Raw genomic sequence first — 23,063 nt, forward strand, 5'->3', positions numbered from 1 at the left:
TCTGGACTGGCACGTGCGTTCCACCTAAAAAAAACACAAGTCAGTGAAAAGGCAATCCATAGCTGAAAGCGCTCTATCCAGGTTACCATAAGGCTACAACGACGAAGCTAATCGAGTAAGGAGGAACGCGTATGGCGGTCGACACGCAAGCAGTCAAGCCATTGCAAGACCGGATGCAGGAAGGACAGTTCAAGAGCTTACTTCGCAATATCTGGAAGTACAAAGCGCTGTATCTGATTTCACTGCCGGGGATTATTTACTTCATCATTTTCAAGTATGTTCCGCTGCTAGGGTCAGTCATCGCTTTTCAGGACTACAACATCTTTGGTGGCGTTACTGGCAGCAAGTGGGTCGGGTTCGAGCATTTCCAGAGGATGTTCGCGCATTATGATTTTCTCAATATTCTCAAGAACACGCTGCTGATCGGTTTGTACGATCTCGTGCTGGCCTTCCCGGCTCCGATCGTGCTGGCGCTGCTGCTGAACGAGTTGCGGCTCGTCGTGTACAAGCGTGTACTCCAAACCATCGTATACATGCCGCATTTCCTCTCATGGGTTATTGTCAGCGGTATTGCAATTAGCATTCTATCCCCGTCTACAGGGGCGGTGAATCACTTCCTGGCCTGGCTAGGCTTCGAACCGATCTACTTCCTAGGCGAAGAATCCTGGATACGTACGGTACTGATCGGCTCGGGCATCTGGAGAGATTCCGGTTACGGCACGATTATTTATCTGGCTGCGCTCGCGGGCATCAATCCCGATCTGTATGAGGCGGCGGAAGTGGATGGAGCGGGCCGATGGCGGCAAACGCTGTCCATTACGATTCCGGCGCTCATGCCGACTATCATGATTCTGTTCCTGCTGCATATCGGCAAGTTCCTGGACTTTGGCTTTGAGCGTGTCTATGTATTCCTGAACCCGCTCAACAAGGATAATGGTGAAATTCTCGATACGTATATTTACCAGGCGGGTCTGCTTGGTCAGCAGTTCAGTTATACGACGGCTATCGGTTTGTTCAAGTCCGTAGTCGGACTGCTCATGATCGTCATCGGCAACTTTATCAGTAAGAAAACCACAGGCGAGAGCTTGTATTAACGTTTGGCGAAAGCAGGAGGTGACCCTATCATGAATCGAAAGCCTACAGCCGGCTGGCAAACATTCAATGTCTTCAATTTATTGTTCCTAACCGTACTATCACTCGCGATGTTCCTGCCCTTCCTGAACGTGCTGGCGCAATCCTTCAGCAGCTCCGAGGCGATTGTCACCGGGAAAGTCTTTTTCCTGCCCGTTGAGTTCACCTGGATTAACTACCTGTATGTATTCAGCGATGCGGCCATCTGGCGCTCCTTCGGGATTACCGTGTATATTACGATAGTCGGAACGCTGATCAATCTGATTGCAACTGCATCCCTGGCTTATCCGGTGTCGCGGCAGGAGTATAAGGGACGCAATGTCATTGTCATCATGGTATTGATTACGATGGTATTCAGTGCGCCGCTCATTCCGAACTTTATCCTGATGAAGGGGCTCGGGCTTACCAACTCGCTGTGGGCGTTACTCATTCCCGGAGCGATCAGCGCGTTTAACTTCTTCGTTATGAGGTCGTTCTTCATGCAGATCCCGAGCGAGATTATCGACTCCGGACGCATCGACGGCTGCTCGGAGCTACGGATGATCTGGAGCATCGTCCTGCCTCTGTCCAAGCCCGTCATGGCCTCACTCGGTATCTTCTACGCGGTCAATCACTGGAACACGTACCAGAGCGCGCTTTACTACATCAACAAGCCGGCGCTGTATCCGCTGCAGGTAAAACTGCGCCAGCTGATCATGACTGACGACATCAGCATCGATCCCGCTTCTTCACAGTTCAGTGCGCTGGCTCATATGGACCCTGAGGGCATCAAAATGGCGACGATCATCATTGCCACGATCCCGATCATTATCATCTATCCGTTCCTGCAGCGCCACTTCGTCAAAGGGATGATGGTAGGCTCTGTGAAGTCGTAAGCTTGCGTCTAAGCGTCTGCGGATGAGGATATGAAAATCGCATATTCTAAAAAAATGACAATGCAAACCAAAGTCATTCCCTTGTTCCCAGCGGAATGTGCTCTTACAATGAGGCTATGAAAGCGCTATTATCCATTCAGGAAAAGAGGGGTACTATGAAAAAATGGATTTCCGCATCGATGGCCACTGTGATGACGGTCAGCGTGCTGACAGCTTGTGCCAAGCCGGCTGAACAATCAAACACGCAGGGGAGCTCCAAGCCAGCTGAGAAAACCAAGTTCTCGATCTCCATGCGCACGCTGAACTTCGGACATGTAGAGAAATCGCCGAACCTTAATGAGGACAAATGGGCGAAGAAGCTGGGCGAGCTGACGAATACGGAGCTGGATTTCATCCTCGTTCCTCACAAAGAGTATGAGCAGAAGATGATTCAGATGTTCGCGACCAACGATATCCCGGATGTCGTCATGAGCAGTGGCGGTGTCAATGGCCGGGATATGGCGGGTTCTGTGAAAGCAGGTGTATTCCTGCCGCTCGATGATCTGCTTAAGGAGCACGGACAGAACCTGCTGAAGAAGGTTCCAAAGAAGGCTTGGGAACAAGTTTCCTACCAGGGCAAAATCTACGCGATTCCGGAATATCTTTCGAACCCGTCGCGCCGCGCCACGTTCATCCGTAAGGACCTGCTTGATCAGGCGGGGCTGCCGGTACCGAAAACGGTGGACGAATACATGACTGTCTTGCGGAAGTTTAAGGAAATGGGCGTTGAAAACCCTTATATGGGCCGCGAGAACTTCAAGTACGCGGATACGTTCTTTGGCGCATATGACGTATACCCTTATCTGACGATGTATAAGCAGCAGGGCGATCAGATCGTACCGAAATTCTTCGATACGGAGAACATGACCAAGGCGCTGCAGGTATACAAAACTATGTTTGACGAGGGATTGATCAATAAGGAATTTGCGACAATCAACCCGACGGTCTTCAAGAACACGATCCTCTCCGGCAAAGCCGGGATCTTCTCGATGAACGCCAACGAGCTGATTCAATGGGAAACACAACTGAAAGCCAATGTGCCGACGGCCAAGCTGGAGATCATTCCTTCTCCGGTCGGTCCAGACGGCAAGGGGGGCTACTACTTGTATGGTCCGGTGCCACGCTCGTACTTCATCAACAAAAAAGTGAAGGACCCGGCTGCTATTGTCAAGTTCTTTGACTGGATGGTTTCGGACGAGGCCGAGAAGTTCTTCACCTTCGGCATTGAGGGAGACACCTACACCGAGGCGAACGGCAAGATCGATTACAAAGCACCGACTACCCCGCAGGCCGTGGACGAGGAACGCTATCGTCAAGCGTTCTTGTGGATGGTCCAGGATACAACGTATAATAAGGGAACGCTGAGCTTGACCGAGGAAGGCAAGAGACTCATGAATGTGTACGATACGACGCTGGCCAATGAAGGCCGCGATGGGATCACCTTCGAGCCGGCGCTGGAGTCCTCGATGAAAAATCCAGACATTTCCCCGGGTTCCGATCAGGCGCCTCCGCTGCTCCTGCAGCACATGATCAAGATGGTCTACGGCAAGGAGCCGATCTCCGACTGGCCGAAGGTCATCGAGGAGTGGAAGTCGAAGGGCGGCAATGAGATTCTCAAGGAGACGAACGAAAGGTTCAAGAATAAGGATTCCGGCACGGTCTCGATGCCGCGCAAATAAGCTCTGATAATGAAGCATTCTGCCGTCTCCTCACGCGCTGGCGCCGTGGGGAACGGCTTTTCCATAACTTAGTCAGCATACGTTAGTTCAGAAGGGGGCGTTCCCATGTACCGCATATTGATTGCAGATGACGAACCGATGATCCGCAAGGGGTTGCAGAAGCTGGTCGAACAGGCCGGGCTCCCGATTGTCGGCATCCGTACCGCCGAGAACGGGGCGGTTGCACTGCAGCGGATACAGGAGGAGCGCCCTGATTTTCTGTTCACGGATATCCGGATGCCCAAGCTGGACGGCTTGGAGCTGTGCCGCCTGGTGGCGGAGATGGATGCCGATATTCAGATTGTCGTCATCTCGGGTTACAGTGACTTTGAGTATGCCCAGAAGTGCCTGTCCTACGGTGTGAAGGAATACCTCTTGAAACCGGTTAATAAAAAGGCCGTGCATCACGTGCTGGAGAAGCTGGCGCTGAACAAGAGCAAGCAGAGCTCAGAGACGTTCGTAGCCGTCACGAAGCTGGAGCGATGGGCGGACGTGATGGAGAACGCCGTCTGGAAGCTTCAGGAGGCCGAGCTCGACGGGCTGCTGGAGGAGATGCGCAGTGAGCTGATGGGCAGCAGGCTCAAGCTGAACCGTCTGATCGAGGTGCTGCAGGAGCTTCATGCGCTGCTGCATAAGCGGCTCGGCGTTCGGGATATTTATCTGGTGCAGCACGAGCTGAATCTGGCGGCTGCTTCCGATGACGCAGAGGCTTGGGCGCGGTTCGCCAAGGATATGAAGGATCGATTGGCCGAGCTGAAAACAAGGCGCAAGGGTAAGCTGAAGGACCCCGTCGAGGAAGCGAAGCAGTACATTGAGGAGCATCTGGCCGAGGAGGTATCGCTGGAGGAAGTGGCCGACTTTATCGGCCTGAACGCTTCTTACTTCAGCCAGCTCTTCAAGCAGTCTTCGCAGGAGACGTTCGTGCAGTACCGCACCCGGCGGCGGATGGAGAAGGCCAAGAAACTGCTGGAGCAGCCGCATTGGCGTATTACGGATATCTCCGGCGAGGTCGGCTATGCCGATCATCCGCACTTTACGAAGACGTTCAAGAAGTATGCGGGCTGCCTGCCTTCCGAATACCGCCAGCGGATGGGCATCAGGTCATGAAGCGGAAAACGCTATCCAGCCAGATCTATCTGTACTTTATGATCGTGATCGTGCTGTCGCTTGCCTCGGTGGGCGTGTTCTCCTATCTCCAGTCGTCCCGCGAGCTGGACGGGCAGGTGAAGCAGTACATGGAGCAGATGATTGATAGCGCGACCTATCAGACCGATATTTATCTGCAAACGTATGAGTTGTTCAGCAAGTCCTTTGCTTCTAATCCCGATGTGCGGAGCTTTATCGAGATCGAGCCTGACGATTCCTATAAGTACTATGAATACTCGACCAGCATCAAGAAGTTCGCGCAAGAGTCCGTGACCTCGATCATGACGTTGTATAAGCAGCTTCATATGATGTATGTGGTGGGCCGGCATGGACGGGCGGTCGTCTATGAGAACCAGAATATTCTCAACTTCGACCCGGTGCTGGTTAAGGAAAACTACGATAACCTGATGAATTCGACCCCGGATGGCGGACGGATCAGTCTGCTGAACATGAGCATTCGGCCGGAGGACCGAGGTACGGTCGTGACGATGGCCGTCAAGGTGCTAGGCTCGTCGTACGGCGATTATAATCGCGGCGTGGTCGCTATTGAGATCAAGCTGGCAGAGCTGGCGAAGATCTGGGACCGGGTCAGCTTGGGGAAAAACGGATATTTCTTCATCATCGACGATGACGGTGACTATATTTACCATCCGTCGCTGCGCGATTCGAAGGAGGCTGGTCCGCAGAAGGGCGACGAACTCGCGCAACTGGTGCTCTCCAGCGGCAATGAGGCCATGCTGCATACGTACAAGGGTGAAGAGCGCATGTTCGTTTCCCGCAAGTCCAATTACTCCAATTGGAACCTGGTCGTCTCGATGCCCGTTAATGAGCTGCGCCGTCCGGCCTCCACGATCCGGACGACGACGATCATTATCGGCCTGGTCACGCTGGCCGTGGCGCTAGGGCTGGCCTCGCGCTTCGGACGGTCCATCGTAGCGCCGATTCGCGAGCTCAAGGAAAGTATGCGCGAGACGGAGAAGGGCAATTGGCAGCATATCGACGAGATCGGCCGGACCGATGAGATCGGCGGGCTCATTCACAGCTACAATCTGATGGTGACGCGTCTGTCGGAGATGATCGAGCGGGTGTACGAGGTGGAGCTGCAGCAGCAGAAGAATGAGCTGGAGCTGGGACGCTCGGAACTGGAGCGCCAGAGGGCTGAGTTCCAGTCCCTGCAGCTGCAGATTAATCCGCACTTCCTGTATAACACGCTGGAGACGATCAATTGCTATGCGATCGTGAAGGACTCGGATGAAATTACCGAGATGGTGGAGGCGATGGCTTTCATGCTCCGCTACTCGGTTCAGACGAATCTGGAGGAAATTACAGTTGCAAACGAGCTGAACCATGTCCGCAACTATATGATTATTTTGCAGCATCGCATCGGCCGGGAATTTGAGCTTGATGTGGCGGTTCCACCAGGACTGCTGCTGGAGAAGATGGTCCGGCTGACACTGCAGCCTTTGATTGAAAATATATTTCAGCATGCCTTTCCCGATGGCTTGGAAGAGAGGCATTTTATCCGCATTGATGCCCGCAAGCAGGACCGCCTGTTCCAGGTAACGGTCGAGGATAACGGGACGGGGATTTCTCCCGAGCGGCTCGCTGAGCTGCGTCGCAAGCTGGAGGAGAACCGTCTGGCCGCTCCGGAGGACCGGGAAGGACGCCGTGGCGGCGGCATCGGATTAATGAATGTACATCGCCGCATCCAGATGGTATTTGGTGAAGCGTACGGATTGTCGGTTGACAGCGAATGGGGCAAGTGGACGAAGATTGTGATGACGATGCCGGAAACGGACAGACCCCGGATGGGTCTGGTCAAACCTTAGCAACCATACATGGGGAGGAATTACGATGAACATCGATTTGACGGGGAAAATAGCACTGGTTACAGGGTCCAACGCAGGGATCGGACGGGCGATTGCGATCCTGCTGGCTGCAAACGGAGCGAAGGTAGGCGTCAACTGTCTGAATAATGTAGCACAGGGCCAGCAGGTTGTAGCAGAAATCCAGTCGGCTGGGGGAGAGGCCGTGCTCGTACAGGCAGATGTGACGGACCCTGCACAAATCGACCGGCTCGTGTCCGAGGTCGAGCAGGCTTTGGGCGGTACGGTAGATATTCTGGTCAATAATGCCGGCCATCTGATCCAGCGGGTGCCGAATACCGAGATGACGGAAGAGATGTACGACCGCATCCTGAACGTGAACCTGAAAAGCACCGTATTTATGTGCAAGCGGGTATTGGGTGGCATGAAGGAGAAAGGCGGCGGACGAATCGTGAATATGACCTCCGTAGCTGCCCATAACGGCGGCGGCCCTGGCTCCAGCATCTACGCAGCCAGCAAGGCGGCTGTGATGGCTTATACGAAGGGCTTGGCCAAGGAGGTTGCCGCAGGAGGGATCACGGTGAACAATGTATCGCCTGGATTTATCGGCAATACGATGTTTCATGCGACGTTTACACCGAATGCAGCCCGCCAGTCCACGATCGCGGGCATTCCGCTGCAGCGTGAGGGAACACCTGACGATGTAGCCGGAGCCGTGCTGTATCTGGCCTCCGAGCTGGCTTCCTACGTCACCGGAGAGACGATTGAGATCAACGGCGGGATGATGATGCGATGAGCAGGCTGTTGGAAGAGAAGCAGGAGAGGTATGCCTGGGCCGCAGAAGCGGTCCGGGCGCTGCAGGAAGAACTGGACGGGCTGAGCGCCGCGGGAAGCTTGATGGTTCCGCAGGAGCCCGGCGGCTGGTGGCATCAATATGTATGCCCCAACCATGATACCGAGCTGTTGTTCGACGAGCGGGACGTGGATCCGGCGTACTTCCTGTGTCCCCATGGCTGCCGGATCGAGGGAGATGCTTATCGGGGCGCTTGGCTGGTATTTAAGCATCAATCACTTGCACGAAGCGCACTGCAGGCTGCAGCGGTCTATGCGGCCGTCAGGGAAGAATCTTATGCGCAGCTTGGGAAGCGTTTGCTCGTGGAATATGCGGCTCAATTCCCGCAGTATCCCGTTCATCCCGAAGCTCAGAGCTGGATGCTGAAGGGCCGGGCCTTCCATCAGGCGCTGACGGAGGCGATCTGGTCGACGACGATGCTTCGCGCTTATCTGCTGCTGCTGGATGAGGGCGTTGCCTTCACGGGCGAGGAGGAGCGGATAATCGGAACATTACTGGATATGCTGGAAGGCAGTATGACCGAGTATCGCCATATTTTAATACATGAACGCGACAACGCTGAGAATAACTACACAGCCTGGCTCAATGCGGCGCTGTCTTGTGTCTATGCGGCACGCGGACAGCAGAGCGAGCTGGAATCCCTGGTCACGGATAAGGGAGGCTTTCTGCATCACCTGACGATCGGAGTCAAGCCGGATCAGCTCGAATTTGAGGGAAGCGTATACTATCATATTTTCGTACTCCGGGCTTATCTGATATCCGCCGAGATGGCTGCGAGGTTCGGTGTCGATCTATATGACGCGGGGGGCGAGCAGGGCCAGTCGATGCAGGGCATGTTCGAAGCGCTCTCGCAGCTTGCCGATGACCGCGGCGAACTTCCGGCGCTGCATGACGGTCCGATGGCGCGTCTGCCGTATGCGCGGGAGATCGCCGAGATTATGGAGCAGGGGCTTGCTCAGTACAGACTGGCGGAGCTGGAGCCGATTCTGCGGGAGGCGAACCGTCAGATGGGGGCGCGTGAAGGCGAGCGATGCAGTCTGGAGTCGCTGCTGTATGGTCAGGGCGAGCTAGGGAGCTCATCATCCGGCCGGGGGGCCGCCGATGGTGCTGGAGCACCAACCGGTGAAGCGGCTCTTGAAGCTGCAGCTGCAACCGATACGTCAGCCGGAGAGCCGACTACGGATCAGCCGGGAACCTCCCCGGCTGCATCGGCTCCTCGGCGGTCAAGGCTGTGGGCCGAGTCGGGATTCGTGCTGGGCCGCGTGTCCGGCAGCAAGCTGAGCTTTCTTGCGGATTTCGGCGAGCATGGCGGGTCGCACGGGCATGATGACAAGCTGCATCTGACACTGATGCACAGCGCTGGTTCCTTGACGCCGGATCTTGGGATGGTGCCTTATGGCTCAGCCCTGCGCAAGTCCTGGTTCGCGGAGACTGCCTCGCATAACACAGTGTCCATCGGAGGTGCCTCGCAGGCGCCTCATACAGGCCGCTGTCTGCGCTTTGAAGAGAACGGCAGCTATGTCAGCGTCTGGCTCCAGTCGACAGACGCATATGTCGGCTGGCGGCTTGACCGTCATCTGCTGCTGATGGGAGAGTGGATGCTGGACTGGTACGAGGTAGAGGCGGCGGACGGACGGGAGGATGCGATCGAATGGTGGATGCATCCCGTCGTTCCGGTTGAGACGGATTGGCTGGCAGCGTCCGACGGTATGGTGGGTGGTGATGGCCGGGAGTTCTATACGGTCTACACGCAGGACGAAGAAAGGCTGCTGCCTCTGGCAAGCCGCTTTGTACCGGCTCCGGCTGACGATGCAGCCGGGAGCGCGGCAGCTTCGATCCACTATCAAGTGGCATGCGGCGAGGTTGTGACGCATACGGCCCTAGTGGGTGCAGACCAGGAATTGCTTAGCGTGATAACGCCGGGCACCTCTGTGGACCCGAGTCTGCCGCTGACCGCATTGCTGCATCGGCAGTTCGGGACACACGCTGCATTTATTCATACTTATCGGGCCGCGGATACGGGATGTGTGCTGCGTTCCCGATCCCGGAGTGAAATCGAGCTTGAGGCTGACGGACAGAGCTGGCGGGTGCAATTGACGCCTGACCGGGGTCTGGTTTGGGAGGAAATGAGTAGAGCCGGAGGAGAGAAATGCAGATGAGAGAGCATGCACCGCTATATGAGCCGCTAAGCGGCACGCTAACCGTTCAATACGAACCGAATGAAGAAACTGTACTGGCTGAGAATCCGCCCCGGTTTACATGGATTCCGGCGCAGCTGGAGCAAGACCGCTATGTGCTGCAAATTTCCCTATCCGACCGATTTGACGGACAGGGGACCAAGACCGTTCAGCCAATTGCCTACAATCTGTATACGCCGGATGAGGCCTTGGCTCCCGGCACCTATTATTGGCGTTATGCGCTGCTTGACGAAGAAGGCGAGCGCACGGCGTGGAGCCGGGTCCGCAGGTTCGAGGTCCCGGCGGGGCTGCCGGAGACGCCGCTGCCAGACCGATCCAGTCGGTATGCCACCGCTTCGCCAGCCCATCCCAGACTCTGGCTTACCCCCGGCGAGGTAGAAAGCTTCCGCAGCCGACTGGCGGACGATCTGGACAGCTGCGGCTGGGCCGTGTTCTACGAGAAGTCGGTCCTGCCCTGGATAGACCGGGAACTTATCGCCGAGCCCTTGGCTTATCCGAACAACAAGCGGGTAGCGAATCTGTGGCGACAGATGTATATAGACTGCCAGGAGGCGCTGTACGCCGTGAGGCATCTGGCTGTTGCCGGCGAGCTGCTGGACGATGCAGACCTACGGGAGCGGGCCAAGACATGGCTGCTGCACGTCGCCTCATGGAACCCGGAGGGCACGACAAGCCGCGATTACAACGACGAAGCGTCCTTTCGGATTGCTGGGGCGCTGGCCTGGGGCTATGACTGGCTGTACGACAGCCTGACCGAAGAGGAACGCTCTGCGGTTCGCTCCGTGCTGCTCGTTCGGACGCGGCAGGTGGCTTTCCATGTCATCGAGCGGTCCAAGATTCATCATGTGCCCTTCGACAGCCATGCGGTCCGTTCGCTGTCCAGTGTGCTGGTACCGTGCTGCATCGTCCTGCTGGGTGAAGAGCCGGAGGCGCGCGAGTGGCTGGACTATACGCTGGAGTATTACGCGGGGCTGTATTCCCCTTGGGGCGGACAGGATGGCGGTTGGGCCGAAGGACCGATGTACTGGACGACCGGGATGGCCTTTATGAGCGAGGCGATGAATCTGCTGAAGAAATACACGGGGATTGATTTCTACAAGCGCCCGTTTTTTGCCAAGACCGGGGATTTCCCGCTGTATTGCTTCAGCCCGGACACACTCCGCGCCAGCTTCGGCGACCAGTCCACGCTGGGCGATCCGGTGAGCCTGAAGACAGGATTCAATGTGCGCCAATTCGCAGGTGTTACCGGGAATGGTCTGTATCAGTGGTACTTCGAGCGGGTGAGGGAAACGGATACCGACTCGGAGATGAAGTTCTACAATTACGGCTGGTGGGACTTCCGCTTCGACGAGCTGGTCTATCGGCATGATTACCCGCAGGTGGAGGAGGTCGCGCCGACGGATGAACGGATCGAGAGGATCAAGTGGTTCCGCGATATCGGCTGGGTGGCCTTCCATGCGAATATGGCCGATCCGGAGCGCCATGTGATGCTGTTGACCAAGAGCAGCAAATACGGCTCCGTCAGCCACAGCCACGGCGATCAGAACGGCTTCCTGCTGCATGCGTACGGGGAGCCGCTGGCGATCGAGAGCGGCCACTATGTCGCCTTCGGCAGCACGATGCATATGAACTGGCGCAAGCAGACCCGCTCCACCAGCAACATCCTGATCGACGGACTCGGGCAGTATGCCGGGACCAATAAGGTGCTGAATATGGCTGCCCAAGGCCGCGTAGAGGCTGCCGAGCAGCGGGAGGGCTATGCCTATTCCCGCAGCGACGCCACGGCGGCTTACAAGGAGCAGGTGCCGTATCTGGAGCGATACGTGCGCGAGCTTTACTTTATCGGGGGGTCTTACGTCGTCGTGGTCGATCATATCGATCTGGCCCAGCCTGGCAAAGTCGATTGGCTGTTCCAGACGCTGTATGAGATGAAGCTGGACGGTCAACACTTCCGCGTGCAGGGAAAGAAGGCGGACATGGATGGCCGGTTCGTGTACAGCTCCTCTGGCGAGCTGGAACTCGATCAGCGTGAGGGCTTCCCGGACGTCGACCCGTCAGAGATCGAGGGGCTGCCGAGGCATTGGACCCTGCAAGCCACGACTCGAGAAGCACGCAGCCACCGGATCGCTACGCTGCTCGTTCCCGTCAAGCATGGAGAGCCCAAATATGTCTCGTACTTCATGGACGATCAGGGGCATGGCGTTCACTTGTACTTCACAGAGGACGGCATCACCCATAAAGTAGACGTGCCCAAGGCTTATTGATTTCATCAGGGTCAGACTCTGTTATCGCCGCTCCTTGGCTTCTGCCGAGGGGCGGCTTCTTGGCGTGTCTCCAACCGGATCAAGCCGGCAAAAAGCCCGGAGCGCAGTAGGCTCCGGGCTTGCTCAATGCTATTATTTCCCGGCCTTCACTTCGCTTAGAAGTGACAAGTCGAGGAATTTGCTCAAATCAAGCTCTTCTTTCTTCACGTCCTTGATATAGCCGGCGTCGATGGAAACCTTGGTCATCTCTTCGATGGCTTCCTTGCTGACGTCGGTCGTCAGGTTCAAGTGGCTGATGGCCGCCTTGATGAGCCCGAGATCCATCCCCTTGCCGCTGAGCTCTTTGAGGCGGTTGTTGATCAGCTCGTACGACTTATCCGGGTTGGCCTTGATGAATTCGACCGCATCGGCGTTAGCCTTGACCGCTTGCTTCGCTGCATCGCGATGCTCCTTGAGGAACTTGTCGCTGGCTACGAGAATCGTAAGTGGGTAGTTGCCTTTGTTCGGAGGCACTTGATCCCAAGGCACGATCACCTTGCCGATGCCTTCCTGCTCCATCTGAGTGCCCCACGGCTCAGGGATGAGCGTGGCGTCGATTTCCTTCTGGCGCATGGCGATCAGCGTATCGGCTGGAGCGCGGGCGATGATTTGCACACCGGTTTTATCTGTCGTCACGTTCAGGCCGTTCTCCTTGAGCAGCAGGCGCAGCGAGATTTCATTGGTGCTGCCCTTGGTCGGGATCGCAACGGTTTTGCCCACGAGGTCCTTCGGCGAGTTGATGCCGGAGTCTTTGCCTGCCACGAGAACCGCGCCGCCGTTGTTGGCGCCGGAGATGACCCGGAAGTTTTTGCTCTTCAGGAACTGGGAGCTGGAAGGGCCGGGACCGACATAGCCGAGATCGATCTGATCGGTCGCGATCGCTGTGGAGAAGTCGGAGCCGTTGTCGAACGCTTGCACTTCAATCTTTACATTGTCACCCCAGTATTTCTTGAACAAGCCTTGCTCCAGGGCGATGTAGCCCGGTGCGTGTGTGACATTCTTGAAGATACCGATGCGTACCGTGGATGGGGCGGCTGCGGCCGGAGCTTTCTCTCCGCCGGTTGCGGCTCCGCCTTGAGGGGTTGCCGGTTCGGATTTGCTTCCGCATGCCGTCAGGGCCAGGGAGGCTCCCAGGACGACAGCCAGAATAGATGACCATTTTTTCTTCATTTTTTCTCTACTCCTTTTTGATTGCCGATGAATCGGGCTAAGATTTAGTCGGGCCTGCCAGTCCGTAGCGTACAAGAAGCTTGTCTTCCAGACGCTTGAAGCAGAAGTGGTCGGAGATGGTGCCCAGTACCGCGATAATGATCACGATACAAAGCATGAGCGCCGTATCGGCCAAATTTCGTCCATCCTGCAGCAGTTGTCCGAGTCCGACCCCCTTGGCGATCAGCTCACCGGCCACCAGCGCACGCCAGGCGAATGCCCAGGCTACGCGGACGCCCGTCATCATGTGCGGGAATGCTGCCGGAACCATGATCTGGTAGAACATCCGGAAGCCGTTGCCGGTGCCCAGCGTCAGGGCCGCCTTCGTATAGATGGCCGGAATGTTCTTGATCCCGGTACGGCTCGACATCGCCATCGTCCAGGTCGCGCCCAGTGTCGTGATGAAGATAACCGAGAAGTCATTCATCCCGAACCAGATAATGGCGAAAGGCAGCCAGGCGATACTCGGAATCGTTTGCAGCGCTACAACCAGAAACCCTATCGTATCGTCGATGAGACGGTAACGAGCGAACAGGAAGCCGAGCACGGTCCCTACGGCGATGGAGATCACGAACGACAGCAGCAGCCGCTTGATGCTTTGCAGCGTCGCCTCCAGCAGCTGGCCGTGGACGAAGCCGTCATAGAACGCTTGAAACGTTTGCAGAGCGGAAGGGAACTTCCAGCCCCAATCAAAAATTCTAAATCCCGCCTCCCAGGCCGCTAGAAGCAGGATCAGAAAGATCGTTCTTCTTAAGGCTGTACTCATCGCCGGTTTCCTCCCTTACTACTTTCTCTAGCTCGTCTGCCAGCGCTTCCATGATAAGGGCTTCCACATGATGCAGAACCGGATCGGCCTGATTGCGGGGACGCGCAGCCTGAACGGCAAATTCCTTCTTGATGCTGCCGGGACGGGTGGACATCACCAGCACGCGGTCGGACAGGATGACCGCTTCTCTAATATTATGAGTAATAAAAAGAATAGTCTTGCGGGTTTTCAGCCAGATTTCCTCTAGGTCCTTATGCAGGATAAGGCGGGTTTGCTCGTCCAGCGCAGCGAAGGGCTCATCCATGAGCAAGATCTCCGAATCCATGGCCAGCGCCCGGGCGATAGCCGCCCGCTGCTTCATGCCGCCGGACAGCTCATGCGGGTAACGGTCCGTGAATTTGCTGAGGTGAACAGCCTTGATATGCTCCTTGGCGATCTCCTCGCGCTCCGCCTTGCCGATTCCTTTCTGCTTGAGGCCGAAGGCGACGTTCTCCAGCACGGTCAGCCAAGGAAACAGCGCATGCTCCTGGAACACGACGACCCGGTCCGGACCGGGTCCGCCGCAAGGCTTTCCGTTCACGGTAATAATGCCTTGCTCCGCGTTCTCGAGCCCTGCTACCAGGTTCAACAGCGTGGACTTGCCGCAGCCGGAAGGACCGAGCAGCGAAACGAACTCTCCCTTGCCGATCGTAAGTGACACGTCATGTATCGCGGTATAAGGGGCCGAGCCCCGTTGCTGGAACGTCTTGCTGACGTTGCTGATTTCGATCAAAGCAATCACTCCTTGTAACGTCATTCTGGATGCCAAAATCCCGTAAGCATTTTCAAACTAATTCTATAGGAATTAGAAAAGTTGTCAACTTCATTTTTTAGAAGGAAAACCGCCGATTTTGTCGAATATTTACAAATAGGCATATTTTACCGTAGAAAGGGATGAGTCCGCATTAAACGTTATCAACGCGTACTGCTTGCTGCAGGGGTGCTCGGAGGGGTGTTCACCGCCGGGGTTTACGCACAGGATGTGCTTGAGCGGGTGGAGGCTTACCTGCGCCCGGATTTTCAAGTCGTGATTGACGGGGAGAATGTCAGGATGGATAGTCCGGTACTCGTCTATAACGATACGAGCTACCTGCCTCTGAAGGAGATCTCCCAGCGCCTCGGCGCGAGCGTGTATTGGAAGAGTGAGACGAAGCAGATTTATATCAACACGCGGGTCAATACGGAGCAGCGCCAGGAGGATCCGAATCCAACCTACGAGACGATTGAACTCAACAATCCTTATTCGGCCATGGTCAGTTACCTAGGGGCGGAATATCCCGTACTGGTAACCTCCAACATTAAGTCAGGGAGCTATGGCCGCTACTACCGGGAATCCGATGTGAAGCGTATGGGGGTGGATACCAAGGGGTTGGCCAAGGCCAAGGAGCGTCTGACTAACGAGGTGTTCGTTCATGAGAACGAACTGGCCAAGCGCTGGAAGCAGACTCCGACACAAACGTATGCTGCAGGCTATGAAGCTTATGTCATCGCGGATGAACTGCATCCGAAGAAAATCGATATATTGCGCAGTCATATCAAGGGTATGGAGAGATTGACCTACGGGGATGTGGAGTACAGTTCAAAGCCGATTATAGTGCAAAAAGTACCTGACAAGGAAAATGCATACGACCTACTGTATCTGGAAACTGTCCGCATGCTAAATGTGTATGTGAATTCCTCCAGCCGTTATAAAATCGCTCGCTTGGTCATTTCGCAGGATATCTTCAAATCCGATTCCTATGTCGTCAATAATCAGAATACGACCGATCTGGAGCTTGAGGCGCAGAAGCGGGAGCATCCGGAGAGCAAGTAACCGCCAATCGAAAAGATCCAGACTCGCCGGTACAGTACGCCTAATCTGCGGGGGAGGGATCAACGCGGATCTTTCCCCCGCCAGTACATAATCGCGATCTGGGTCCGGTCCCGCACGCCGAGCTTGCTTAAAACTTCAGTCACATAATTTTTGACCGTGCCCTCGCTCAGGAACAGATCCTGGGCGATTTCTTTGTTGGAGAGCCCTTCGGCAATCCGTTCCACGATCTGCAGCTCGGTGGCCGTTAGTCCGTACGGCTCCAGCCGGGAGCCCGGCGAATCTACGGAGGCTTCGGCCTGAGTCTGAGGGATGCGCGGCTGACCGGCGCGGGCTCCGGGTTGAATCCAGTCCGTCAGCTTGCGGGCGATATCCGGATGGATCAGCCAGTTGCCTTGATGGACCGTCTTGATGCCCTGCACGATGCGGTCCGGAGGGATGTTTTTCAATAGATAGCCGCTCGCTCCGTTACGCAGTGCTTCCACGATATAGTCGTCATCGTCGAAGGTCGTCAGGATCAGTACGCGCGTATCAGGAGCCGTCTGCTTAATCAGGCGCGTACCCTCCACCCCTGAGCAGCCGGGCATGCGGATATCCATCAGCACGACATCGGCCTCACCTCCTGCAGCTACGTAAGCGTGGGCAGCCTCTCCATCGCCGAAGGTTCCCGCTACGGACAGCTCGGGGTCCAGCTCCAGAATCATTTTCAGGCTCTCGCGTATAAACGGGTCATCATCGACAATAATGACATGAATCATGGTCAGCCTCTCCTTTATCCTGTACGGTTAAGGTCTAATGCAGGCTTCCTTCCTGGGACAGGGGCAGTATGGTTATGATCCGAAACGGATGCTCGCCTCCGAAGGTCAGTTCCCCTCCGACCAGCCGTACCCGTTCCTCCATGCCGCTAAGCCCAAGTCCCTTACGCAGGTTAGCCAGATCGGGCAGCTTGCCGTTATTGGAAACGGTCATCACGACCCGTTCGTTGTCGTAATGCAGATGCAGGTCGATTTCCGTAGCGCCTCCGTGCCGGATCGCATTGGTGACAGCCTCCTGCGCATTGCGGTACAGAATGATTTCCAGACTCGGATAGATCGGGCGCGGCAGGCCGGAGATGTGATGAGAGACAGCCAGCCCGCGGTCTGCGGCCAGACTGTCGATCAGCCGGCGAATGGAAAAGCTGTGCAGCTCTTCGTCTGCCGGCTTCAGCCTCCTCACCGTATGCCGCAGCGTATCCATGCTTTCCGTCAGGTGATCGCGCACCTGTCCGGTCAGCTTCAGTGCCTCGGCTTGCCGGTCGGGCATGAGACGGATCGCGGCTTCCAGCATCATCTTGGAACGGATCAGCTTATGTCCCAGATCGTCGTGAATATCCCGGGCGATCCGGGTCCGCTCCTCGGCCTGGGCGAGCTGCTCGACCCTGCCGGCGTATTCGAGCAGCCGGTTTCTTGCCGCGTCCAGCTCATAGGCTTTATGCCGCAATTGGTCGTACACCTGCTCCAGATCGCGTGTCTGCCGCCCTGCGTCAGACAGCCTCAGCAGCAGCCCGCCGATCGTCAGCGCGCACAGGTTGGCGACAAGGGTGAGCTGCAGGTCCGTATGACCGTATAGAGTTGCATTCAGAGCAACGAGATGAAAGGCGAGCTGCGGAAGACGCAGGGGCTCGTGCCCGTCGCGACTGGATGCAACCATACCCGACAGATGACAGAGAAAGAGAAGCCCTCCGTAAGTTCTCCCCAGCCAGACAATGGCTAATGTTTCGATCAGGCTGGCCATTCCCCGCATGTGCTCCGGCAGCCAGGACCGGCGAGCCTGCGCCCAGACGAGCAGAAGCAGTACGCAAAAGGTAAGCCAGCCAAGCTCAGGCAGCGGGATGAAATAGGCCGTGCCCAAAGCCGGCAAAATAAGCAATAAGTACCGCAGCCATACAAGCATAGTATCCTACCGCCTCCTTGGCCGATTATATCATACAGATTTCCTTTCACGAAGGTGACTTTGGTCACCCGCAACTCATGACCAAGGCTAACTGTGAGGATCGGCACGCTGTTGTACAATGGATGAAGCTATAGAACGACAAGATCCAAAGGAGCGTGCAGGATGAGCTTGGTGCAGATCGAACAAGTGGTCAAACGTTACGGAGGTATGATCTCAGTCGATCATCTGACTCTGACGATCCGGCAAGGGGAGATATATGGGCTGCTCGGTCCGAACGGCGCGGGGAAGAGCACGACGATCAAGATGCTGTGCGGATTGCTGGACATCGATCAGGGGGAGATCCGGGTTGACGGTTTCTCCGTACGCCAGCGGCCTCTCGATGTCAAGAGACGGATCGGGCTGGTGCCACAGGATCTGGCAATCTACGAGCGGCTGACGGCGCGGGAGAATGTGAATTTCTTCGCCAGATTGTACGGCTTGCGGGGCAATCTGCTGCAGGAGCGCGTGGATGAAGCGCTGGAGTTCGTCGGACTGAGCGACCGCCAGCATGAGCGGCCCGGGGAGTACTCAGGCGGGATGAAGCGGAGGCTGAATATTGCGTGTGCGATTGCCCACCGGCCCAAGCTGATTATTATGGATGAGCCCACTGTCGGCATTGATCCGCAATCCCGGAATCACATCCTGGAGTCGGTCCGGCAACTCAACCGGATGGGCTCCACGATTATTTACACCAGTCATTACATGGAGGAGGTCTCGGCGCTCAGCACCCGAATCGGCATTCTCGACAAGGGGCATCTGATTGCTGAGGGGACGCAGGAAGATTTGCGTGCGCAAGTATCCGACGAGGAAAGGCTCATCCTTCAGACGGCACATATGTCGGCTGCGGCTGTCCAGGAGCTGCAATCGCACCCGCGGATCAAGCGGCTTACCGAGACCGACGGCAGGCTGGAAGTGTGTGTGCCTGCGAATCATGCACCGTTGCAGGACGTGCTGTTCATCCTGTCCAAGCATGATGTTACCATTCAGTCCCTAACCCGCGTGGAGCCGGATTTGGAAACGTTGTTTCTGTCCCTGACCGGACGGACGCTGCGGGATTAGGGGAGGTGAATAGTAGCATGGCAAACATAGCTCTGATCGCGTGGACTCACATCAAGATGATCAGCCGGGTGCGGGTAGTGATATTCGTGATGATGGTATTTCCGCTGCTGCTGATCGTCATTCTCGGCTCGGCACTGTCCGAATCGTTCGGTACCGTGGATATGAAGCTGAAGCCGGTGAAGATCACGGTCGTCAATCTGGATCAAGGCATCTGGAACGAGCGGATGCTGGGATACCTCCATTCTCCCGAGCTCGAGGGAGTGCTGGAGGCAAGTCAAGGGAGCACGCGCGAGGAGGCGGTCGAACGCCTGCGCACGGGCAGCTCGGAATTTGCCGTGGTTATTCCGGCAGGCTTCGGGGCCGCTCTCCAGGAGGGCGGAGCGGCCAATTGGGAGCTGATTGCCGGCAAAAACCGGCAGCAAAATCTGATCGCCCAGACGGTGCTGTCCGGTTATCTCGACAGGATCAATTATACACAGGCGACGGCAATCGCGGCCGTCCGTCAAGGTGCCCAGCCTGCCGTTGAGGCGGAAGGCGGAAGAGACAGGGCGGCCTTGATCAAGCTGGGCAGACTCGGTGAGCAGGGGCATCGTTATACGGCCATGCAATATTACGCCTCTTCTATGCTCATTATGTTCATGCTCTATTCCGGCATGATGCTAGCGATCACGCTGGTAGGAGAGCGGGAGAGCCACACGCTTGCCCGGCTCTCGGCGCTGCCAGTCAGTATGAACCAGATAGCCGGCGGCAAGATGCTCGGCCATACGCTGCTGACGCTGCTCCAGGCGGCACTGATCATCGTATTTACGCAGTATGTATATGGAGTGGACTGGGGGGACAGCCTGCAGCTGCTCGCCGCGAACTGTCTGGCTGTGGCGGCAGCTTCCATGAGTATCGCGATGATCGTCACGGCTTTTGCCAAATCGATTAAGGCGGTCACGGGCACCTTCCAATTCGTCATCATCATCATGACCTTCTTGAGCGGAGGCTTCACGGCCGATATGCCACAGGTCGTCGAGCTGCTGGGCCGGTTTACCGTCAACCAGTGGGCGATGCAAAGCCTGCTGCATCTGATGATCTATGAACATGCGGCAGCCGTCCAGCAGCTAGGAGTACTCGCGGCAATCGCGGCCGGACTTGTGATCGCTTCGGGAATCACGTACTGGAAGGTGGGATACCGTGAATAGCTTGATCATTGCAGCCAACCTGACGAAGAGGACCATCGGTCATTGGCGGGGCATATTGCTGTACATTCTGATTCCGGCTCTGGCTGTTTCGCTTATTATCGGGCTGATCGGAGCGGGAGGGGATCGGCCGGTCCCGATTTCTTATTACAATGCAGATTCGGGTGCAGCCGGGGCTCATATCGTCCGCGAGCTGTCGAGGAATCCGAGGTATAAGCTGATAGAGTCGCAGGGTCCTGAAGCTATGAAGCGGTCGGTCCTGGAACGCAAGGCGTCGGCAGCCTTCCTGATTCCTGCGGATTTTACGGCGAGCCTTCGGACCGGTGAGCCGAGCCAGCTCGAGCATTACGATGTGGCGCTTAGCGAAGCTTCCTTCACGCTGCGTATTGCCTTGCAGCAGGGCGCAGAACGGATCAAGGCTGGCGTGGATGCGCTGAAGGCTTCCGGGGCTGGAGAGGGGGCCCTCGAGCTGATGCTTCAGGAGGCAGAGCAGCATAGAATCGGTTGGACGATGACGGATTATGGCTGGTACGAGAATCCGGCACTGAGGCTCTCCACGGGCATTATGATTTTATTTATCATGGCAATTATCGGACATTCGGTATCCGTGATCGTCGAAGACCGCAGGCAGCATACGATGACGCGGATGTATGCGGCCCCGGTCCGAGCCTTCGAGATCGCCTTGGGCAACATGATGGGCAGCTTCCTGGTCGGCACCCTACAGATCTTGATCATGTTGTCCTTCACGCGCTATGTGCTGGGCTTCGACTATGGCTTGCCGTTCGGTCCCCATTTCCTCGTCATGGAATGCTTTCTGCTCGCCGTTATGGGGATTGCCAGCGCCGTAGCCGGGCTGGTTCGCAGCCGGGAGAACATTGCCGCCCTCAACTCGATCGTTTCCACCCCGATGTGCATGCTTGGCGGCTGCTTCTGGCCGGTATCGGTCATGCCTGAGTATATGCAGAGGCTGTCAAGCTTTGTCCCGCAAAGCTGGGCAATCGACGCCGTGAAGCGTTTGGCGACCGGGCAGCATTTGGCCGATTTGACGCTGCATTTCGGTGTGCTGCTGCTGTTTGCCATTGTTCTGCTCGGCTTCGGCGCAGCAATCTTGAGGCCGGCTTCGCAGGAATCGGCATGAAAGCGGCGAATGCTTACTAGAAATGAAGTCTAAAACAGACATTAGGAAGTCAGACTGGTGGCAGGACAGGGCTGTCACAACATGCAAAGGGCGGTAGCAGAATGCTGACGAGGCCATGGTCTTGGCACGCTAGTCTGCAGCTGCCGTCAGAGAGGGGAGGAAGGCGTGGGCATGGAGCCGGAAGATAGGCGATTCACAACGATTACGCCGATTTTGCGAATGTTTGACGAAGCGAAGGCCAAGGAGTTTTACGGCGGATACCTAGGCTTCAAGGTCGACTGGGAGCACCGGTTCGAGCCGGAGCTGCCGCTTTACATGCAGGTGTCGGCGGGAGCTTGTGTGCTGCATCTGTCGGAGCATTACGGGGATTGCAGCCCGGGCGCGGCGCTTCGGCTGGAGGCAGCAGATGTCAGGCTGCTGCATGCGGAGCTGTCGGCCCGGAACTATCCGTTCGCGCGGCCAGGTTTGGAGGAGACACCTTGGGGTACGCTGGAGCTGAGGGTAACCGATCCGTTCGGCAACCGTCTCGTCTTCTACGAGGCGCTGAAGTGAGGGCGGATGTCCGGCTCTGTGGAACCAAATGAGGCTTGTCCGTGCGGTGAATGGGCCTGATCCGAAGCTCTCAGAACGACGAATACATAGATCATATGGATGGGCCTGGCGGAGTTCCCTCCAGGCTTTCTCCCGCATGCCGCCCAATTGTAAGTTCATGGGCCGCGCTTGCTCAACCCGTACGCAAAGCCTTGCCAGGCGCGGGTTTTACCTGTTTAGGGCGAGGTGGCGTATGCATGTCTGGAGAAATTGAGAACGCTGTCATTCAGTCAGGCATACAAAAAAAATAGGTGTGGAATCCGGAAAAAAAGTCAATAATCCAAGTTGCTAAAACATATGATTCATAATAAGATATAATTAAGAAACTGAATAGTCAGAAAATTCTTTCAGACGCTTATTGTTTCTCATTCCAAGGCTCCTCCTGCTTGCTGCCATGGGGCAGCGGCAGGCGGGCCATACGCAGCAAGGATTGCAGCACGCGATGCACCCTGTTGATACTGTTATACCTTGAGGGAGGGATTGCCGTGAGTAAAAGTCATGAAGTAGAATATTGCAACCTTGAGTTACGATTTGACCGTCGGCTAATCCGTAACTTCATCAAAACTTTAATCCAGGAAGGCTACTCGCTCTATTGGAACGAAAGCGACCAGCAGTTTATCGTGTCGATCCGCACAGGCCGCAAGCTTGTGAAGCTGAAATTCCAACGGATAGGCGAGCGCTATAAAATTGTCGGCAACTATTCCTTCAAGGATGAAAAGCTGGCAGAGCTGATGGAGAAAATGATCGGCGATACGCGGGGTCATGCGGTTGTGAAACGGTTCAAGGACCGTCAGATTCTCATTGAAAATATCATGTTTGGTGAAATCATCCGGATGGTAGAAATTTCGGGGGTGGAACATAAGGTGCTATTTCAAAAAGAACCGGTCGTGACGTTGGAAGAGATGATGCAGGCGTTCCGCTCCAAGCGGACAGATGAACGCATTCCCGTATTGCGCATGGAGCTCGATTATGAGCTGGCAACCCTGCATGAGGCTATGGCCGCTGCAGATCAGAAGGCGATCCAGACCAGCAAGCTGAAGCTCGTCGAATTGAGACAAGAAATGCTCTTACTGGAGATGTGACGATGACGAGTAGTATCAACTGAAGAGAGACCTTGCATACAGAATGCAGTCTCTCTTTTATATTTTTGTAAAGTTCTACTTGTTAATATCTGGGGTCATCGTTTATAATCAACTTATAAAAGTTA

General features: G+C 56.0%; 19 protein-coding genes. 14 read left to right on the forward strand and 5 right to left on the reverse strand.

Features of this window, described 5'->3' with window-relative positions; genetic code table 11:
* The first annotated feature begins 173 nt into the window (after positions 1–173).
* From WMW72_RS18215 to WMW72_RS18250, 8 genes are all read left to right on the forward strand, one after another.
* The gene (locus WMW72_RS18215) at positions 174–1,094 is read left to right on the forward strand and encodes an ABC transporter permease (protein ID WP_423227568.1); all 921 of its coding nucleotides are present in this window, start codon (positions 174–176) and stop codon (positions 1,092–1,094) included.
* Between the two features lie 30 nt (positions 1,095–1,124).
* The gene (locus WMW72_RS18220; RefSeq protein ID WP_341416950.1) at positions 1,125–2,006 is read left to right on the forward strand and encodes a carbohydrate ABC transporter permease; all 882 of its coding nucleotides are present in this window, start codon (positions 1,125–1,127) and stop codon (positions 2,004–2,006) included.
* Positions 2,007–2,161: 155 nt separating this feature from the next.
* Entirely contained in the window at positions 2,162–3,724 is a 1,563-nt protein-coding gene (locus WMW72_RS18225) for an extracellular solute-binding protein (protein ID WP_341416951.1), read from the forward strand.
* Positions 3,725–3,829: 105 nt separating this feature from the next.
* A complete protein-coding gene (locus WMW72_RS18230; protein ID WP_341416952.1) occupies positions 3,830–4,870 on the forward strand; it encodes a response regulator in 1,041 nt (346 codons plus the stop codon).
* Complete coding sequence (locus tag WMW72_RS18235; RefSeq protein WP_341416953.1) at positions 4,867–6,738, forward strand: sensor histidine kinase; 1,872 nt, start codon at positions 4,867–4,869, stop codon at positions 6,736–6,738. Before WMW72_RS18230 ends, WMW72_RS18235 begins: the two co-directional genes overlap by 4 nt.
* A gap of 25 nt (positions 6,739–6,763) precedes the next feature.
* The gene (locus WMW72_RS18240; RefSeq protein ID WP_341416954.1) at positions 6,764–7,531 is read left to right on the forward strand and encodes an SDR family NAD(P)-dependent oxidoreductase; all 768 of its coding nucleotides are present in this window, start codon (positions 6,764–6,766) and stop codon (positions 7,529–7,531) included.
* Positions 7,528–9,747, forward strand: coding sequence for a heparinase II/III domain-containing protein (locus WMW72_RS18245; RefSeq protein ID WP_341416955.1), 2,220 nt, complete (start codon positions 7,528–7,530; stop codon positions 9,745–9,747). Before WMW72_RS18240 ends, WMW72_RS18245 begins: the two co-directional genes overlap by 4 nt.
* On the forward strand, positions 9,744–12,050 hold the full coding sequence (locus WMW72_RS18250) for a DUF4962 domain-containing protein (protein ID WP_341416956.1): 2,307 nt from the start codon (positions 9,744–9,746) through the stop codon (positions 12,048–12,050). Before WMW72_RS18245 ends, WMW72_RS18250 begins: the two co-directional genes overlap by 4 nt.
* 132 nt (positions 12,051–12,182) lie before the next feature.
* Here the strand turns inward: WMW72_RS18250 and WMW72_RS18255 are convergent, their stop codons facing one another.
* Genes WMW72_RS18255 through WMW72_RS18265 form a run of 3 tightly spaced genes read right to left on the reverse strand, consistent with a single transcriptional unit; the run spans position 12,183 to position 14,836 of the window.
* The gene (locus WMW72_RS18255) at positions 12,183–13,259 is read right to left on the reverse strand and encodes an ABC transporter substrate-binding protein (protein ID WP_341416957.1); all 1,077 of its coding nucleotides are present in this window, start codon (positions 13,257–13,259) and stop codon (positions 12,183–12,185) included.
* 37 nt (positions 13,260–13,296) lie between these two features.
* Positions 13,297–14,064, reverse strand: coding sequence for an ABC transporter permease (locus tag WMW72_RS18260; RefSeq protein ID WP_341416958.1), 768 nt, complete (start codon positions 14,062–14,064; stop codon positions 13,297–13,299).
* Positions 13,997–14,836: an ABC transporter ATP-binding protein gene (locus WMW72_RS18265; protein WP_341416959.1), complete on the reverse strand. Its 840-nt coding sequence runs from the start codon at positions 14,834–14,836 to the stop codon at positions 13,997–13,999. Before WMW72_RS18265 ends, WMW72_RS18260 begins: the two co-directional genes overlap by 68 nt.
* A 219-nt stretch (positions 14,837–15,055) precedes the next feature.
* Between WMW72_RS18265 and WMW72_RS18270 the strand changes: the two genes are divergently transcribed.
* On the forward strand, positions 15,056–15,916 hold the full coding sequence (locus tag WMW72_RS18270) for a stalk domain-containing protein (RefSeq protein ID WP_341416960.1): 861 nt from the start codon (positions 15,056–15,058) through the stop codon (positions 15,914–15,916).
* A 59-nt stretch (positions 15,917–15,975) separates the two neighbouring features.
* Here WMW72_RS18270 and WMW72_RS18275 read toward each other — a convergent pair whose 3' ends face one another.
* Positions 15,976–16,671, reverse strand: a complete 696-nt coding sequence (locus tag WMW72_RS18275; RefSeq protein ID WP_341416962.1) for a response regulator transcription factor — start codon at positions 16,669–16,671, stop codon at positions 15,976–15,978.
* Between the two features lie 34 nt (positions 16,672–16,705).
* Positions 16,706–17,845 (reverse strand): sensor histidine kinase, encoded by a 1,140-nt coding sequence (locus WMW72_RS18280; protein ID WP_341416963.1) that lies wholly within the window; start codon positions 17,843–17,845, stop codon positions 16,706–16,708.
* 162 nt (positions 17,846–18,007) lie between these two features.
* Between WMW72_RS18280 and WMW72_RS18285 the strand changes: the two genes are divergently transcribed.
* The 5 genes from WMW72_RS18285 (at position 18,008) to WMW72_RS18305 (ending at position 22,938) form a co-directional block, all read left to right on the forward strand.
* Positions 18,008–18,943, forward strand: coding sequence for an ABC transporter ATP-binding protein (locus WMW72_RS18285; protein WP_341416964.1), 936 nt, complete (start codon positions 18,008–18,010; stop codon positions 18,941–18,943).
* A gap of 17 nt (positions 18,944–18,960) precedes the next feature.
* On the forward strand, positions 18,961–20,130 hold the full coding sequence (locus tag WMW72_RS18290) for an ABC transporter permease (RefSeq protein WP_341416965.1): 1,170 nt from the start codon (positions 18,961–18,963) through the stop codon (positions 20,128–20,130).
* On the forward strand, positions 20,123–21,265 hold the full coding sequence (locus WMW72_RS18295; protein WP_341416966.1) for an ABC transporter permease: 1,143 nt from the start codon (positions 20,123–20,125) through the stop codon (positions 21,263–21,265). Before WMW72_RS18290 ends, WMW72_RS18295 begins: the two co-directional genes overlap by 8 nt.
* Positions 21,266–21,436: 171 nt before the next feature.
* The gene (locus WMW72_RS18300) at positions 21,437–21,817 is read left to right on the forward strand and encodes a glyoxalase superfamily protein (RefSeq protein WP_341416967.1); all 381 of its coding nucleotides are present in this window, start codon (positions 21,437–21,439) and stop codon (positions 21,815–21,817) included.
* A 524-nt stretch (positions 21,818–22,341) separates the two neighbouring features.
* Entirely contained in the window at positions 22,342–22,938 is a 597-nt protein-coding gene (locus WMW72_RS18305; RefSeq protein WP_341416968.1) for a hypothetical protein, read from the forward strand.
* Positions 22,939–23,063: the final 125 nt, after the last annotated feature.

Source organism: Paenibacillus filicis (assembly GCF_038070315.1).
GTDB lineage: Bacteria > Bacillota > Bacilli > Paenibacillales > NBRC-103111 > Paenibacillus_G > Paenibacillus_G filicis.

Bases quoted from the DNA above. Each gene is read 5' to 3' on its own strand.
- WMW72_RS18215 (WP_423227568.1), top strand. From the start codon at position 174: ATGCAGGAAGGACAGTTCAAGAGCTTACTTCGCAATATCTGGAAGTAC.
- WMW72_RS18220 (WP_341416950.1), top strand. From the start codon at position 1,125: ATGAATCGAAAGCCTACAGCCGGCTGGCAAACATTCAATGTCTTCAAT.
- WMW72_RS18225 (WP_341416951.1), top strand. From the start codon at position 2,162: ATGAAAAAATGGATTTCCGCATCGATGGCCACTGTGATGACGGTCAGC.
- WMW72_RS18230 (WP_341416952.1), top strand. From the start codon at position 3,830: ATGTACCGCATATTGATTGCAGATGACGAACCGATGATCCGCAAGGGG.
- WMW72_RS18235 (WP_341416953.1), top strand. From the start codon at position 4,867: ATGAAGCGGAAAACGCTATCCAGCCAGATCTATCTGTACTTTATGATC.
- WMW72_RS18240 (WP_341416954.1), top strand. From the start codon at position 6,764: ATGAACATCGATTTGACGGGGAAAATAGCACTGGTTACAGGGTCCAAC.
- WMW72_RS18245 (WP_341416955.1), top strand. From the start codon at position 7,528: ATGAGCAGGCTGTTGGAAGAGAAGCAGGAGAGGTATGCCTGGGCCGCA.
- WMW72_RS18250 (WP_341416956.1), top strand. From the start codon at position 9,744: ATGAGAGAGCATGCACCGCTATATGAGCCGCTAAGCGGCACGCTAACC.
- WMW72_RS18255 (WP_341416957.1), bottom strand. From the start codon at position 13,259: ATGAAGAAAAAATGGTCATCTATTCTGGCTGTCGTCCTGGGAGCCTCC.
- WMW72_RS18260 (WP_341416958.1), bottom strand. From the start codon at position 14,064: ATGAGTACAGCCTTAAGAAGAACGATCTTTCTGATCCTGCTTCTAGCG.
- WMW72_RS18275 (WP_341416962.1), bottom strand. From the start codon at position 16,671: ATGATTCATGTCATTATTGTCGATGATGACCCGTTTATACGCGAGAGC.
- WMW72_RS18280 (WP_341416963.1), bottom strand. From the start codon at position 17,845: ATGCTTGTATGGCTGCGGTACTTATTGCTTATTTTGCCGGCTTTGGGC.
- WMW72_RS18285 (WP_341416964.1), top strand. From the start codon at position 18,008: ATGAGCTTGGTGCAGATCGAACAAGTGGTCAAACGTTACGGAGGTATG.
- WMW72_RS18290 (WP_341416965.1), top strand. From the start codon at position 18,961: ATGGCAAACATAGCTCTGATCGCGTGGACTCACATCAAGATGATCAGC.
- WMW72_RS18300 (WP_341416967.1), top strand. From the start codon at position 21,437: ATGGAGCCGGAAGATAGGCGATTCACAACGATTACGCCGATTTTGCGA.